At 44.0% G+C, this 16,296-nt stretch carries 14 protein-coding genes; 11 read left to right on the top strand and 3 right to left on the bottom strand.

Annotated features, from left to right (window positions below):
• Positions 1-5 precede the first annotated feature (5 nt).
• Positions 6-1,082 carry a 3-phosphoserine/phosphohydroxythreonine transaminase gene (gene serC / locus FD05_RS05550; protein ID WP_020280586.1) on the bottom strand — a complete coding sequence of 359 codons (1,077 nt, stop codon included), beginning with the start codon at positions 1,080-1,082 and terminating at the stop codon, positions 6-8.
• Between the two features lie 388 nt (positions 1,083-1,470).
• Between serC and FD05_RS05545 the strand changes: the two genes are divergently transcribed.
• The 7 genes from FD05_RS05545 to FD05_RS05515 all read left to right on the top strand — a co-directional run bounded on the left by FD05_RS05545 (position 1,471) and on the right by FD05_RS05515 (position 9,491).
• Positions 1,471-2,100 (top strand): histidine phosphatase family protein, encoded by a 630-nt coding sequence (locus FD05_RS05545; protein ID WP_020280587.1) that lies wholly within the window; start codon positions 1,471-1,473, stop codon positions 2,098-2,100.
• Positions 2,101-2,491: 391 nt separating this feature from the next.
• Complete coding sequence (locus FD05_RS05540) at positions 2,492-4,132, top strand: peptide ABC transporter substrate-binding protein (RefSeq protein ID WP_020280589.1); 1,641 nt, start codon at positions 2,492-2,494, stop codon at positions 4,130-4,132.
• Positions 4,133-4,307: 175 nt separating this feature from the next.
• Positions 4,308-5,231 carry an L-lactate dehydrogenase gene (locus tag FD05_RS05535; RefSeq protein ID WP_039932541.1) on the top strand — a complete coding sequence of 308 codons (924 nt, stop codon included), beginning with the start codon at positions 4,308-4,310 and terminating at the stop codon, positions 5,229-5,231.
• Between the two features lie 241 nt (positions 5,232-5,472).
• Positions 5,473-6,543 carry a hypothetical protein gene (locus tag FD05_RS05530; protein ID WP_039932543.1) on the top strand — a complete coding sequence of 357 codons (1,071 nt, stop codon included), beginning with the start codon at positions 5,473-5,475 and terminating at the stop codon, positions 6,541-6,543.
• Between the two features lie 93 nt (positions 6,544-6,636).
• On the top strand, positions 6,637-7,581 hold the full coding sequence (locus FD05_RS05525; RefSeq protein ID WP_020280592.1) for an L-lactate dehydrogenase: 945 nt from the start codon (positions 6,637-6,639) through the stop codon (positions 7,579-7,581).
• 182 nt (positions 7,582-7,763) lie between these two features.
• The gene (locus tag FD05_RS05520) at positions 7,764-8,822 is read left to right on the top strand and encodes an SGNH/GDSL hydrolase family protein (protein WP_020280593.1); all 1,059 of its coding nucleotides are present in this window, start codon (positions 7,764-7,766) and stop codon (positions 8,820-8,822) included.
• Positions 8,823-8,891: 69 nt separating this feature from the next.
• Positions 8,892-9,491: a TMEM175 family protein gene (locus tag FD05_RS05515; RefSeq protein ID WP_020280594.1), complete on the top strand. Its 600-nt coding sequence runs from the start codon at positions 8,892-8,894 to the stop codon at positions 9,489-9,491.
• On the opposite strand, the gene FD05_RS05510 is transcribed toward FD05_RS05515, so the two are convergent.
• Positions 9,488-10,402, bottom strand: coding sequence for a 1,4-dihydroxy-2-naphthoate polyprenyltransferase (locus FD05_RS05510; protein ID WP_020280595.1), 915 nt, complete (start codon positions 10,400-10,402; stop codon positions 9,488-9,490). The genes FD05_RS05515 and FD05_RS05510 overlap by 4 nt on opposite strands.
• A gap of 63 nt (positions 10,403-10,465) precedes the next feature.
• Here FD05_RS05510 and FD05_RS05505 point away from each other — a divergent pair, with 63 nt between their 5' ends.
• From FD05_RS05505 to FD05_RS05490, 4 genes are all read left to right on the top strand, one after another.
• On the top strand, positions 10,466-11,182 hold the full coding sequence (locus FD05_RS05505; RefSeq protein ID WP_020280596.1) for a demethylmenaquinone methyltransferase: 717 nt from the start codon (positions 10,466-10,468) through the stop codon (positions 11,180-11,182).
• Between the two features lie 279 nt (positions 11,183-11,461).
• On the top strand, positions 11,462-12,640 hold the full coding sequence (locus FD05_RS05500; RefSeq protein ID WP_020280597.1) for an aminotransferase class I/II-fold pyridoxal phosphate-dependent enzyme: 1,179 nt from the start codon (positions 11,462-11,464) through the stop codon (positions 12,638-12,640).
• A gap of 15 nt (positions 12,641-12,655) precedes the next feature.
• Positions 12,656-13,651 carry a D-2-hydroxyacid dehydrogenase gene (locus FD05_RS05495; RefSeq protein WP_191980519.1) on the top strand — a complete coding sequence of 332 codons (996 nt, stop codon included), beginning with the start codon at positions 12,656-12,658 and terminating at the stop codon, positions 13,649-13,651.
• Between the two features lies 1 nt (position 13,652).
• On the top strand, positions 13,653-14,720 hold the full coding sequence (locus FD05_RS05490; RefSeq protein WP_020280599.1) for a PTS sugar transporter subunit IIC: 1,068 nt from the start codon (positions 13,653-13,655) through the stop codon (positions 14,718-14,720).
• 235 nt (positions 14,721-14,955) lie between these two features.
• On the opposite strand, the gene FD05_RS05485 is transcribed toward FD05_RS05490, so the two are convergent.
• Complete coding sequence (locus FD05_RS05485) at positions 14,956-16,281, bottom strand: dihydrolipoyl dehydrogenase family protein (protein WP_020280600.1); 1,326 nt, start codon at positions 16,279-16,281, stop codon at positions 14,956-14,958.
• Positions 16,282-16,296: the final 15 nt, after the last annotated feature.

Raw genomic sequence — 16,296 nt, 5'->3', positions numbered from 1 at the left:
TCCTCCTAATGTTGTTTTTCAAAATTGTGTAAGAAATCAACCAGTGCTTGGACGCCGGCTAATGGCATCGCGTTATAAAGGCTGGCCCGTAGACCACCAACGCTTCGGTGGCCTTTTAGATTCATCAAGCCGGCCTCCGTGGCAGAGGTGACTGCTTGTTTATCCAAATCAGCGTCACCGGTGGTGAATGGAATGTTGGTTAACGAACGATCGGATTTTTTGATGTGGTTGGCAAATAGCTTGGAATCGTCCAGAAAATCATATAGTAGGGATGCTTTTTGCTGATTAACTTTTTGAATGCCAGCAATGCCGCCTTGTTCCTTAAGCCATTTCAATACCAAGCCAGTTGCGTAGATATTGAAGACGGGTGGGGTATTAAACATCGAATTTTTCTTAACAAACAAACTGTAATTGAGGATACTTGGAATATGTTCAACTGGTTTGACCAGGTCATCGCGGACGATGACCAGTGTGACCCCAGCTGGCCCCAAGTTCTTTTGGACACCGCCGAATATCAAGCCAAAGTCGGCTACGTTGTATTCTTCAGCCATGAAATTGGATGATAAATCACCCACCAGCGTGACATCGCCGTGTTCAGGTATCGTGTGATAAGCGGTGCCTTCAATGGTGTTGTTGGTGGTGATATGCAGGTAATCGTAATCACTTGCAGAAATTGGCTTGTCATATTGAGGGAGAGCTTGGTAATGCTGATCCTTGGTGGAATCTAAGACATCTACTTGATAACCAAGATTAGTGGCTTCATCTCCAGCTCGGGTTGCCCAATGACCACTGTCCAGCAGGGCAATCCGTTTGTGGGTGGTTGCTAAATTCATTGGTACCGCCGCAAACTGACCAGTTCCACCGCCTTGGAAAAATAGAACGTGATAATTATTTGGGACGTGCATCAGGTCTCTGACATCCTGCTCAGCTGCGTTGATAATGTCATCGAATAGTGCGGAGCGATGAGAAATCTCCATGATGCTCATACCACTGTCGTTAATAGAAGGCAGTTCAGCTTGAATCTGCTTGATTACTGGATCTGGGAGGGTTGCTGGACCCGCCGCAAAATTATAGATAGTCATTACCAAAACTCCTTTATATAAATTACAAAGCCAACAAGCAAAAAAGCTCCCACAGACTAGACTGTGAGAGCTTCAAACTTCCGTTATTAGCGGTCTCACAGCGATGAAGAGTGTACATTTCATCTATGCAAGGCCTTTTGTAAAATCATGCGTCTCAAAAGATGGCCCACACAGATGTGACTGTGGACCAGGAGGATGATGCAGTTGTTGTATAACCAGCTAAATTGACGTTCATATGAACAACCTCCATTTCTTATAACTAAAATCTAACAGAACTCACAGATAAAAGCAACACCAATTTTGAATCATTTTCCGCGATGATGATTGCAAGTGCCTAAATAACATGGTAAATTCAATGAATAATAGATTGTGATTGGGAGGCAAGTTGATGACTGAATTTTATTTTGTACGGCATGGACAAACGGCCGCAAACGCCGCTGGGCTTAAGCAGGGGACAATTAATACCGAAATTACATACTTATCGGAAACTGGTAAGCAACAAGCGGAAAGTTTGCGAAAAGGTTTCGATATATCGTTTGCGGATCAAATCATTGCCAGCCCGTTGCAGCGGACTATTGATACCGCAAACGTTCTGAATCAGAGCGCGAACTTACCGATAACTTATGACAAACGGCTTCTCGAAATCTCTTACGGCAAATGGGATGGCGAGAAGAATGCCGATTTGATGGCGAAGTATCCCGAATTGTTCGATCACACACTGAACGATGTCTTCCCCAGTTATGCGTCTGTTGCTGATGGAGAGACTTTTGAACACGTGATTGATCGCGTCGATGCCTTCATGCAGGACGTCGCTCACAAGTACCCTGATCAAAAAATCATTCTGGTCACCCACGGGTTTACGATTAAAGCTGCTGTATTGGCATCGGTTGGTCGCCCGAAAAATATGATGGTTGTTGAAGAACCGGATAATACCAGTGTCACCCGAATTACCAGAGACGTTTCAAGCAAAACTTATTATTTGCGGTACTATAACCGTGTCGTGAATTCTCATTTTTGACAAATGTTTGACAAACGAATTCTAATCATTTATATTTGTTCCAACAAGTAACGAAAGAGGAGGAAGCCATTCATGCAAATGTCAGCTGCTAAAATGATGTGTTGTTCAATGTGTCAAGCTCAGGTTAGCGCTGATCGTGGCTTCTTTGGTAAACGATTCATACTTGAAAGACAGACTGTGGGCTAGGACTTTGCAGCCATTCTCTCAAGAATTATGAACGCCAAGAGTGCCTCATTTCAGCGTCATTGCTGAAGTGAGGCACTCTTTTTGTATATTCGGGTATCAAATCAAACTCTTTCATTTAATAAGTTAAAAGGTGGCGGTTGCAGTGTGTAGTCAGATGTTGATCAAAGTGAAAATAATCAATTAAAATTCTTTGGAGGAATGATTCATGCGAAAATTCAGATCACTTTTATTGTTAGCCTTAACAACCGTTTTAGTCGTGACATTAGCCGCCTGCGGCAAGTCAGCAACCAAATCCAACAGTCAAAAACAAACGTTAAACTTGAGCACAACCGCACCTTTGGACACCATCGACATTTCCAAGTCGACCGGTTACGGCCAAACTGGAAACGTTTTTGAAAGCTTCTACCGTTTGGGAAAAGATGGTAAGCCAACACCGGGGCTTGCTAAGAGCGGGAAAGTTTCCAAGGATGGCAAGACCTGGACATTTAAACTGCGCAACGCCAAATGGAGTAACGGTGACAAGATCACCGCGCAAGACTTTGTTTATTCATGGCGACGAACTTTGAAACCAAGCACCAAGTCGACTTATGCTTACTTATTCAGTGGGATCAAGAATGCTGATCAGGTGAATGCTGGTAAGCTTTCACCAAATAAAATTGGCATCAAGGCATTGAATGACAAGACGGTCCAAATCCAACTTGAGAAGCCGATTGCATACTTCAAAGTCCTGATGGCTTACCCATTATTTGGCCCTCAGAACCAAAAAGTCGTCGACAAATATGGCAAGAAGTATGGCACTAATTCCAAGTACATGGTCTATTCAGGACCATTCAAAATTCAAAATTGGAACGGAACTGGCAATAAGTGGCAATTTGTGAAGAACAATCAGTATTGGGATAAAGGGGTTGTTAAACTGAGTAAGATTAACTACACTGTGGTTTCCAGTCCAACCACAGGACTTGAGCTATATCAACAAGGCAAACTTGATCTGACACCACTTTCAAATGAGCAGGTTAAGCATTACAAGGGCGAGAAGCAATTTCAACAGTATCCATATTCGTATATTGGTTATCTGAAATACAACTTCAAGGATGCCTCGCAAGCTAAACGCGAAGCAATGAGTAACAAGGATATCCGTCTCGCAATCTCATTAGCCATCGATCGCCAGCAATTAACTAAAAAGGTGCTTGGTGACGGGTCCGATACACCAACCGGTTTTGTGGCCTCCGGACTCGCCAAGAATCCTAAGACCAGTGAAGACTTTGCGAAGGAACAGTCGGTGCCAAATACCGTTGATTACAACGTGAAGCTGGCTAAACAGCACTGGGAAAAAGGTTTGAAGGCATTGGGGACCAAGAAGATTACTTTAACGATCACCGCTTCCAACGATGATCCAACCAGCAATCCGATTACTCAGTACATGAAGTCGGAACTGCAACGTGATTTGCCCGGCTTCAAGCTGGATATCAGAAATGTGCCAAGTCAAGTCGCCAATCAGGAAGTTTTGAAGGGTGACTTTGACCTCTCACTTTCCGGCTGGGGTGCTGACTTCAACGATCCAATTTCCTTCTTACAGATTCCAGAAACCGGTACTGCATACAATAGTGGCAAGTACAGCAACGCTGCTTATGACAAGCTGATTAAGCAGGCTCAAAATCAAGATGCTAACAACGCTGATAAACGTTGGGACGACTTGGTTAAAGCCGCTCAGCTGTTCAATGCCGATCAAGGGATGACACCACTGTATCAGCAAGTGACATCATACCTGCAGAAGCCGAGTGTTCAAGGCGTGATTCATAACACTGCTGGAACTCAGTGGAGTTATAAGTATGCTTATATGAAATAATGATGAATGCAAGATGATCCTTACAACATGACGGTTGCAAGGATCATTTTTGTGCCGAAATATTTTTGGGATGGGGATAATTTGATAAACGGGGTTATAAAATGAGAAAATCATGACAAATTCAGTCATAATCATGTTAAACTCATTTCAACAAATACTTTTGAGGTGATAATAGATGACAAGAAAAATTGGTGTTATAGGAATGGGTCACGTTGGTTCAACTGCAGCCCATTACATTGTGGCAAACGGTTTTGCAGATGATTTGGTACTGATCGATATCAATGAGGATAAAGTGAAGGCCGATGCGATTGACTTTGAAGATGCAATGTCGAATCTGCCTGTCCACACCAACATTACAGTGAACGATTATTCTGCGCTGAAGGATGCAGACGTGATTATTTCAGCACTAGGTAATATTAAACTCCAAGATAATCCAAATGACGATCGTTTCGCCGAACTGCCATTTACCAGCAAAGCGGTCAAATCCGTCGCCCAAAAGATCAAAGATTCCGGCTTCAATGGCATTATTGTGGCAATCACCAATCCCGTGGATGTCATCACATCAATTTATCAACAGATCACCGGTCTGCCTAAGAAACATGTGATTGGCACTGGTACCCTGCTGGATTCCTCACGGATGAAGCGGGCAGTTGCAGAAGAATTAAATTTGGACCCTCGTTCTGTCACTGGTTTTAACTTAGGCGAGCATGGAAACTCACAATTTACTGCTTGGTCAACTGTCCGGGTCTTGAGTCATCCAATTACGGAAATCGCAAAAGGACGCGACTTAGACTTGAATGCGTTGGACAAGGCAGCAAGAGAAGGCGGCTTCAACGTCTTTCATGGCAAGAAATATACGAACTACGGTGTCGCCACTGCTGCTGTGCGTTTAGCAAACACGGTTATGAGCGATGCTCGAACGGAATTAGCTGTCTCGAACTACCGTGAAGAGCTGGGAACCTACTTATCATATCCGGCAGTTGTTGGCCGAGACGGCATTGTTGAACAGGTTCAGCTTGATTTAACTGATGAAGAGAAGAAGAAGCTTCAGATTTCAGCTGATTACATTAAAACAAAGTTTAAAGAATCAATGGAATAATCTTTAAAGGCCAGTGGGATGAGCAATCATCCAACTGGCCTTTTTGGTACAAAAAAGTAACCCCCGGCACCGAAGTACCAGCGGTTAAAATCTATTTATCTAACTCGAATTGTTAATATACTTATATTATAACTCGCAAAATTCGATCTGTCAACGTTGCCAGTAAAATAGTTTCCAGTTTGACACAGTGGCATGTTCAGCCTAAAATTGAGCCACTAAATCACGATTGGAGCAATAAATTTTGCCAAGTTACGAAGAAGTGTTTAATTCAAATCGTTATAATTCTCCCGAATATCGCAGCTTAAATTATTCCTATCAAGAGAAAATGGCCGAACTTTTCTCCCATCGACGAATCGACTTCCCGGCCAAAAAGCTGCAATTTGAAATTGAGACTGTTAAAATCACCAGTACGATGAGTCAGCAGCACTATTTGAAGCTCCAAAGCTTTGTGGAATCATTTCCTGTGAAACAGCGTCGTGGCCAAGCACCGGTCACAGGTAAGGATGCTTATCAAAGCATCATTTTGTATCACGATTACCGGTTGTTTGATTCGACGCAATACGTGGTTCGAAGTCCGCTGGGATTTGGCTACACCGTTAGTCAATTCTTCGCCGTCACAAGTGAACCAGCAGGTGGTCGAAATCATGATATTCAAGTGACATTGACGATCAATCCTAACCGGTTCTTAAATGTACCTGAAGAGCCATTAATTGATTTGATTATTGAACAGGTCCTACCATTATTGGTCTCACCAAAAATTTCCGAGATGACCTTCACCTTGGATATGCCGTTGATCATGAATAATTTTCGTGTCCAAATGGGTGGCGAAGCTGGGACCAAACAGCAGATTACGCAAAAATTGAATTCACATCAGGAATATGAATTAAATAGAGTAGAGTACACAGATCCGCAGGGGACTCGCAAGTTGACAGTGTATGACAAATTTCAATCACTCTTGGACAACCAACTTCTGGTGACTGATACCGACTATCTTTCGGCACGAGAGCCCGAATACTATCGCGATCAGGTGGGCGAACGGCAATTTCTCACTCGAATTGGCTTGACGGTTTCAACACCAAATGCGGTCATGCGTTACATGAAAAATCACGAGTGGCTGATGCGCGATGTTTCCATTGAATATCGCGATAATAGTGGTGTTCCCAGGTTTGCCGGCACCGAGTACGCGACCGATGGAAAAGACTTCCGTCGATCTTTTAACCGGATGCTGACGTATCGGCTGAAGGAGGTCCAAAAGCGCGCCCGGCAGCTGCCTTATTTGTCAGATGACATTTGGCGGAATACCCTGTCTTAAAATTTGAGAAAATCTCATTAAATGAAAATTCACTGTTGAGCTGACATCTAAAAGTGTTATGCTATTGTCATTAAAAATTTTTGAGGTGATTGAATGACAAGAAAAATTGGTGTTATTGGAATGGGTAGTGTTGGCTCAACGGTGGCTCATTACATAGTATCTGGCGGCTTTGCGGATGATTTAGTTTTGATTGACGTAAATGAGAAAAAGGTTAAAGCCGATGCGTTAGATTTTGAAGATGCCATGGCTAACTTGCCGACACATACAAATATCGTGGTGAATGATTATAGTGAATTAGCTGATGCAGACATCATTATCTCTGCAATCGGTAAGCTTCAGCTGCAACGCGACAATCCCAGCAATGATCGTTTCGTTGAGTATCCATTTACTCAGAAGGCTGCTGCTTCAGTTGCTGGTAAGATTAAGGATTCCGGGTTTAATGGCATTTTGATCGTGATTACTAACCCAGTTGACGCGATCACGTCAATTTACCAGGCGGTGACCGGCTTACCAAAAAAGCACGTCATCGGAACTGGTACCTTGCTGGATTCATCACGAATGAAACGAGCCGTTGCGAAGAAATTAAACATCGATCCCCGTTCTGTTTCAGGTTACAACTTAGGTGAACATGGGAATTCACAGTTTACTGCTTGGTCTACGGTTCGCGTCTTAGGCAAACCGATTACTGATTTAGCTGATAAAGAAGGCCTTGATCTCGATAAAATTGATGAAGATGCCCGTATGGGCGGCTTCGTCGTCTTCCGTGGCAAAGGGTACACTAACTATGCGATTGCCAGTGCGGCAGTTCGCCTAGCCAATGTCGTGTTAAATGATGCGAGAACTGAATTACCAGTTTCCAATTATCGTGAGGAACTCGATTCATACCTTTCATACCCGGCAATCGTTGGGCGTGACGGGATTGTCCAACAACTCCAACTTGACTTAACAGATGAGGAACTCAAGAAGCTGCAAAACTGTGCCAACATTATTAAAGAGAAGTTTGAAGAATCAAAGGCGAAAGATTTCGCCACAGAATAGGCTCCAACACATAGAATATTTAGAAATATCCATTCATAGATGTATATCGTATTAAAAATTGTGAGAATATAATTTCTCACAATTTTTTTGTGATCTTTTTGGGACAACTATATTATAATGAAACTATGCTTTATACGTAATGATTAACAAATCAATATTCTGTTATATTTCTGAGGGGGAAAATGCAGTTGCTAAGAAGATTCATGACTTTTTTTGCTGTGCTAATTTTCGCTGGCACGGCTGATTTTTTGTTCAATCCAAGCGATACTTACGCTAAACATGTAAATAATATCAAGGTTCAAAGCATTTCGCGGATCCATTCTCATGCGTATGCAGTTAAAAAACATGCCAAGCTGTATACAGGTGTTAGTTTTAAGCACTATATCCCTGCCAAACACTATTTAAGAACTGTCTGGTATCGAGAACGGCTTGCCAAATTGACTGTTAACGGGAAAAAGAAATCCGCATTTCAACTTCGTAGTGCCAATAATAAATATACATATTGGGTATTTCATTCACAGGTTAAAGGGATTGCCTGCAAGTCATTTAAAATTGCTTTACCAGCAGCTGGAAAACGATTTGTCCATAAACGGATTGGCGTCTTTGGTGACTCCATTCCCTCAGGCTGGGATGGCTATCACTTTTACCTCAACGATTCGTATCCAGACTGGACGCGAAAGTATTTGGGATCCCAACCCAAGCTGCAAAATGAAGCTGTTCCCAATGCTCAAATTGTTGGCCATGAGTATCGATATGTTGGTGGAAAGTACAATAAAATTGTGCCTAGAGATATAAGTGTTGTGCTTAAACATAATCGAAAGAGAATTAAGTCCATGAACATCATTTTCGTTCACGCTGGCACCAATGATTATACCAACTGGTCAGGAGCCGGCAGCTTGACGAACGTTTCTCGGCATTTATATCAAGAGATTAGATATATACGAAAAGCAAATCCCAAGGCAAAGGTATATGGAATCCTGCCAATATCCAGATTTGGGAACTATGGTCAAAATTGCGGTAACTTGCCGAATATGTACGGTTATACGCTTAATCAATTAAGACGAGTTGAAGCGGCAATTTACAAAAGCCTTGGGGCAACCGTTGTGGACTTTGATCGGATTGCTCCAGGCGTCATAACTGCAGCCAATCGGACGATGACTTTACAGGATCATAAAATTCACCCCACCACCCGGACTGCACAAAAGCTGGGCTATTATTTGGCCAAGTGGTTAATCAGATAGTAGTCTATTTATGAACTTGGAGAGGATATTTGCTGTATATTATGAGTAAATAGTGTGAGGGGTGAGCTCATGAACAAAGGACGAGTCGAAGCGTTCACGGATGCTGTACTAGCAATTATTTTAACGATTATGATTTTGGAATTTAAAACGCCGGAATCATTTGCGATCAGTGCAATTTTGGATCAGGTCCCTTATTTAATTTCGTATGCAATTGGGTATTTATTTATCGGGGTGGCCTGGTACAACCATCACTATATGTTTTCGAAGACCAGGTGGATCAGTCGAAATGTTTACTGGGCAAACAACTTTTGGATGTTTGCAACGTCATTTTTGCCGGTGGCAACGGCTTGGGTCGGCAAAGGATTGAACCAACAGGGACCCGAGACCTTTTACTTTTTGGTCTATATGCTTTGGTCGATGGCCTATTTCATCCTCTCTCTCATGCTGGTGAAGGCTAACGAAAAAGGCCATCGGCCAGAAGCTGCTCAGAGCATTCGGTCAATGGTCATTTATCGATTTATGAGTAATTGGAAATGGGTCGGTCTTCAGATTATTGCGTCGATTGTTGTCCTTATCTATTTTCCGGCCCTTCAAATGGTCATTGTCTCGTTATTGATCATTTTTGTTGGCGCCCGATTTAACAAAGACAGCGATCAGTTATTTAACTAATGCATAATCAGCGTGTAAATCCAGTATCCAAGGAAGCCAACACACAAACTTAATGAGCCAAAAATCATGATTTGAACGGCGCAGACAAAGGTTTTCGTTTTAATCTGTTCGTGGTTAAAGATCAATGATTCCTTGATGATCAGTGGCACTGCCAATAAGATTGAGAACAGTGCCAGCGGGAACACGCCGCCGTACATGGCGTAGAATACCAGGAGAACTGCCAGGACATTGGCAGCGTTGAACATCAATAGGGCATTTTTGACACCGATGTAATGGACAATTGTCCAACGGTGGTTAACTTCATCTTCCTGGGCATCACAAATGTTATTAGCGAGCATAATGTTGGCGATCCAGAAGAACAGCGGCGACGATGCTAGCAAAATTTGTCCCAACAGGGATGCATTCCAAGTAAACATCTGATAAGAATTTACGTAGACCGAGATCAGGGTGATCATGACACCCATCGCAAATCCCGAAGCAACCTCACCATATGGTGTACTGGAAATTGGATGTGGACCTGAAGAATACATAATTCCGATGGCAAAGCAAATCAAGCCCATCCATAGTAATGGCAAGCCAACTTGGAAGACCAGGTAAATGCCAATCAATGCGGATGGCACCACCATCCCGACAATTAACGTGCGAATCAGGTTCAGCGAGATGTTCTCGCGGCCGATAATGTTGGTGCCGGTCTTCCACTCATCTGCGCTGGAGTGCATATAATCGTTATAGTTATCCAATGTGTCCACGGTCATGTTGAATAATAGCATGGCAATAAAAAAGAGCGCAGCGTATAAGCCATTTGCCGATCCCAGCACGTACCAGCTGAAGAATAATCCCGTGAAGAACGGGAAAATGCTGGCTGCTTTGGCTCTCAGCTCGACTAGCTCAGTAAAAGTTGATAAACTCATCTTGACCTCCAAAATTTAAATAATTTCAAAAACATACACTAATTATAACAAAGGAGCAGGAAAATGAGCCTGACAAATAAAACCCCGGAAACAAAAGTTGAATCGCTATTTGATCAAATCGCTGATAACTATGACGGCATGAACTCGTTGATTAGTTTGGGGAACCACAAGCATTGGCGAAAATTGGTCATGAAACAGCTTAATGTTCAACCCGGCAGCTTTGCGATTGATGTTTGTTGCGGGACCGGTGACTGGACGATTGCTCTGGCAAGAGCCGTTGGCCCATCCGGTCAGGTGATTGGCTTGGATTTCAGTGAAGAAATGCTGAAGATCGCCGAGAAGAAAGTGGCTGCTGCCGGGTTACGTGATCGGGTGACGTTGGTGAAGGGGGATGCAATGCATTTGCCTTACGATGACAATCAGTTTGACCTGGCAACGATTGGTTTTGGGCTCCGCAACGTTCCGGATGCGGATCAAGTGTTACACGAAATGACCAGAGTCATCCACGATCAGGGGCGGGTTGCCTGCTTAGAAACTTCAAAGCCGACTAACCCAATTATCAAATTGGGTTGGCGGGCCTATTTCAATTTGGTGCCAATTATGGCAAAGCTGACAGTCAATAAATATCAGGAATATTCATATTTACAGCGAACCACGGCAGAATTTGTGTCGGCCGCAAAATTAGTTGAGATGTTTCAAAACGCCGGCCTCACTGATGTTAGCTATCGCCAATTCACCTTTGGGGCAGCCGCATTTCACCTTGGCACCAAGCACGCATAAAATTCCCCTTGATTCACAAGATTAAAAACGTTATCATATGTTTAACATATTCTAAGGAGTTTTTAATTATGAAAAATAATTCAAACATCCAAATGAATAGTTGTCGATATTACTTTTGGTTTTTCCGAGTGTGATCTGTGGATAAGCCAAAAGCATTTCGTAATGCAATTTAAAGGCCGCACAGATCACTGAGTTGACTGTGCGGGATTATACCTATGGTGGGTCCTCACAGTCAGTCCGTTGACTTTGGGGACCCATATTTTTTAGGAGGAGAACACAATGAGTAAATTATCAGACAGAATGAACAAACGGGTGGCAGCTTTAACCCCAGCAGCAATTTTGACTTTCAACCAGAAGATTTCGGCGATTCCAGATATCGTCAAACTAACTTTGGGTGAACCGGACTTTAACACGCCAGAGCACGTTAAGCAGGCAGCCATCAAAGCCATTGATGACAATGAAAGTCACTACACCAACTCGAGAGGAACTGAAGGTTTGCGCCAAGCAGCCGCCCATTTCCTGAATGCCAAGTACGGCTTGAATTACGATCCTGACAAACAGGTCATCATGACTGCAGGGGCCACTGGTGCGATTTACGCTGCACTGACGGCCATGATCAACCCTGGTGATACAGTTATCGTGCCAACGCCAATCTTCCCGTTGTACGTGCCGATTTTGATGCTGGCCGGTGCCAAGCCGATTTTCGTAGACACCTCTGATAATGGCTTTGTTCTCTCACCAGAAAAATTATCCGCTGCGATTGATGCCAACAAGGACACTGTCAAAGCAGTCATTCTGAACTTTCCTAACAACCCAACCGGTGTTACATACCATAAGGATGACCTACAGAAGTTGGCTGACGTGATTTCAAAACACGACATTATTTGTTTGAGTGATGAAATATACAGTGAGTTAACCTATGACGGCACCCACGTTTCGATGGGGTCGATTCTGCCAGAACAAACCTTAGTTATGAACGGGGTTTCCAAATCACACGCCATGACTGGCTGGAGAGTCGGTATGATCTGCGGCCCTGAAGATATTATTAATGAAATCGCCAAGGTGAGTGAATTTACAATTACATCACTCACCACCAACGCCCAGGCCGCCGCTGAAGAGGCCTTCAAGAATGGTATGGACGATGCGTTACCAATGAAGGCCGAATATATGAAACGTCGCGACATCCTGGTAGCTGGGTTGGAAAAGGCCGGTTTCAGCTGTCCGAACCCCAATGGCGCGTTCTACGTCTTCGCCAAAATTCCAGCTGGTTTGAACCAAAATAGTGAGGAATTCTGCTACGACCTGGCCAAAGAAGCTAAAGTAGCCTTAATTCCAGGCTCATACTTCCTGCCAGGCGGTGAAGGATATGTCCGGATCAGTTACGCTGCCAGCGAAGAAAATATCCAAGAAGCAGTTAGTCGCATTCAAAAATACGTCGATAAACAATCAGTCAAATAAAAGGGAGCTTGAATTATTTTGAAAATTTTAATGTACAATGTCCGACCAGATGAACAAAAGCCACTGGATGGCTGGGTTAAGAAAAATGGTGTTCAAGTGGATACCAACTCGGTACCACTGAGCGCTGACACTGTGGACCTTGCCAAAGGATATGATGGCATCGTGATCCAGCAACACGGACCAATTTCAGACCCAGTAATTTACGAAAAGCTCCATTCATTTGGGATCAAGCAACTCACCTTGCGGATCACTGGTTTTGAAATTGTTGACTTGGATCAAGCTAAGAAAAATGACTTGATTGTCACCAATGTACCAGCTTATTCACCACGTTCAGTGAGTGAATTGGTATTAGCCGACGTCATGGGCTTGCTCAGACATATTGGTGAAGTTGGCGAACGCGAAAAGCATGGCGATTTCAGTTGGAAGGGTGTTGAAGCCCGAGAAATTCATACATTGACTGTTGGAATTATCGGTGCTGGTAAAATCGGTAGCGCCGTTGCCCGGATTTTCAGAGCGCTGGGTGCCACAGTCATTGCGGCCGATCCGATTCATCGACCAGAGTTGAACGATACTTTGACTTATGTTGATCATGATACAGTTTTCAAAACGGCTGATATCGTGACGATGCATACCCCGTTGACGGATGAAACCAACCAGATGATTAACGCCGACGTCTTCAAAAAGATGAAGCCATCTGCAATTTTCATCAACTGTTCACGAGGCCAGGTTGTCGACACGGGCGCATTAGTTGCTGCTCTTGAAAATCAGGAAATTTCTGCGGCGGCCATCGATACTTTTGAAGGTGAAAACACCATCGTTGGCCAGGATTTGACTGGCAAACAAATTGATAACGATAACTTGAAGAAGTTATTGGCAATGCCAAATGTCAACGTGACACCCCACATTGGTTTCTACACTGAAGTTGCCGTTCGGAACATGGTTGAAATTGCCTTGAACGATGTTGTCACCATTTTAAATGGTCAAAAGAGTCCCCACGAAGTAGGAGAATAATATGAATCTAACAGCGGAATCATCAACACGGCTGAGTGGCCGTGACCTCATCATGAATACACTAAACGGGCTGTCGATTGGGATCATTGTCGCACTTGTCCCTGGCGCCTTGCTTAATCAATTATTAAAGGCTTTGCTTCCGGTGTTTCCACAGGCTGCTTTCTTTCTGACTTTGACTGGCATGGCGGCTGTCTTGATGGCGCCAATCAGTGCCGTCTGTGTTGGCATGATGGCGGGATTTTCACCGATTCAAACGTCATCACTGGCATTGGCTGCGATTGCCGGTGCTGGTAACTTTCAGCTGAGGGGTGCGACATACACTGTCGCTGGCAGTGGTGACGTGATTAATATCGCCATCACCATTATGATCGGGTACCTGATCATTGCTTTGCTTGGCCAAACTTTGAAAGCTTATACCATCTTGTTGATTCCATTACTGGTGTTAATCATCGCTGGTGGTATTGGAGTCCTCACCTTGAAACCAGTTGGTCAATTGACTCAGCTGATCGGGATGGGAATTGAACAGCTCACACAGCTGCAGCCGATTGTGATGGGCGTCTTGATCGGAATGGTATTTGCCGTTCTAATTGTGTCACCGATCTCATCAGTTGGGATTGCAGCTGCGATTGGGATTAATGGTGTGGCTGCCGGATCAGCCAATTTAGGAATCGTCGCCGCCAGTTTTGCTTTAGCCATTTATGGCTGGCGAGTGAACTCAGTTGGCACCTCGTTGGCCCACTTTTTGGGGTCACCGAAAATGCAGATGGCAAATATTTTATCCAGACCAAAGCTCATCGTTCCAGTTACGTTAAATGCCGGCATTATGGGCGGACTGGGTGCTTTGTTCGGAGTGGCCGGCACACCAATGTCCGCTGGGTTTGGTTTTGCCGGGCTGATTGGTCCAATTGCTGCAGTTAACGGCTATGGCGCTGCTAACTTATTGAATATTGGGTTGGTAACCTTGCTGTTCTTCGTGATTCCAATTGCGTTGGGGATTGCCAGCAATTATTTGTTTAACTCGCGATTTGATTATTTTGATAGTCGGGATTTTGAGTTGGATTATTCTTAGGATAATTAATAGATGTAAAAAGTCCGCCGAGTGGGCGGACTTTTTTGTATGATCATTTTTTAATTTAGTGGTTTTATTTGGAACAGGATATTTGATTGAGGTCTTCTCCTCTATAGCCGAAACGTGTTCCGACGCAACTGACACGGAGATCTAAGCCACTTTGATTCAAATCCAAATGCGGGATTTAAATCAAAGCGACCTTAGCTCTCCGTGTCAAACCGTTGCTCGTCACACTCTAAATCTGACCCCACGCATCCGCCGCAATCGTTGGGAACAATGTTACTAATCGTTCCAGCTGGGCGGGTTCAAACTTGAACACAATGGCTGGCAGTAAAGCATTGATGGCATCCTCTGCCTGATCACTGATTTCTGTAGCGCCAACCAAATGGTTTTGCTTATCGTAAACCAGTGTGTTGTCACCAATTTCTTCCTTGGTAACTTGGCGGTACCAGTCATTCGGCAAATGATTTTCTTTGGTATTCAAACCGTTCTTCTTAGCGTCTTCAACCGAAACACCGACCTTCGCAATTCTAGGTGACGTAAAGACAACCGATGGAATCTCTGGGTAGTCGATTGGATCAGTGGTGTCCCCTGCGAAAGTATGCATTAAGTAAGTCGATTCAAAGATCGCCGTTGGGGTGAGCTTGGGTTGATCCTTGTCGATCACATCACCTGAAGCATAAATGTTATCGATGTTGGTTTTCAGGTGATCGTTTACTTTGATGCCTTTTTCGCTATAATCAACACCGACTTTATCCAAGCCGACATCGTCAACGTTTGGTACTCGGCCGGTGGCGTCCAAAATCCAGTTCGTCTTTACTTGGCCACCATCGTAGTTAACGATGAAATTACTGCCGTCTTCTTCAAAACTGGTGACTTTGGCATTGCTGATAAAGTCAACGCCACGAGATTTCAAGTCAGCGACAATTTGATCAACGTATGGTTGGTAGAATTTTCTCAGAATCTTGTCGCCATGTGTGATAACGGTGACTTTAGCACCAGCAGCGTTAGCGATTGTCGCAAACTCCATGCTGATGTAGCCGGCGCCGATGATCGTGATGTTGGCTGGCAAATGAGTAAGATTCATGAAATCGGCACTATCATGAGCGAGCTCAGTACCAGGGATGTCCAAACGGTGTGGATGCTGACCGGTTGAAATGACAATGTTTTCGGCTGTTTTTGCGTCACCGTCAACAACGACCGTGTGCGCATCTTGGAAAGTGCCGTGACCCTTGATGATATCGATGTTAACAGACTTCATCAAGCCACCGATCATGTCAGGTAAGCCTTCGATAACTTCCTGCTTGTGTTTTTCGTTGGCGGTCCAGTTGATTGCCAGGTCGCCGTTGACGATCCCCTGCATTTTCTCAGTTAAACGAGTTAATGCAACTGGGGCATCCAACGTAATTTTGGCGTTACAGCCACGGTTGGGACAGGTGCCGCCGATTAAACCGGATTCGATAACGCCGACCTTTTTGCCGCGCGCTGCCAGCGGAATGGCTCCGTCAAAGGTGCCGTGACCGCTACCAATATATAAGACGTCATAATCATAATTTGCCATAAAATATTCCTCCCA

Origin of the sequence: Lentilactobacillus otakiensis DSM 19908 = JCM 15040, from assembly GCF_001434145.1 — a bacterium.
GTDB lineage: Bacteria > Bacillota > Bacilli > Lactobacillales > Lactobacillaceae > Lentilactobacillus > Lentilactobacillus otakiensis.
Note: the sequence above shows the minus strand (reverse complement) of the source record. Positions and strands in the feature narration are given on the sequence as shown.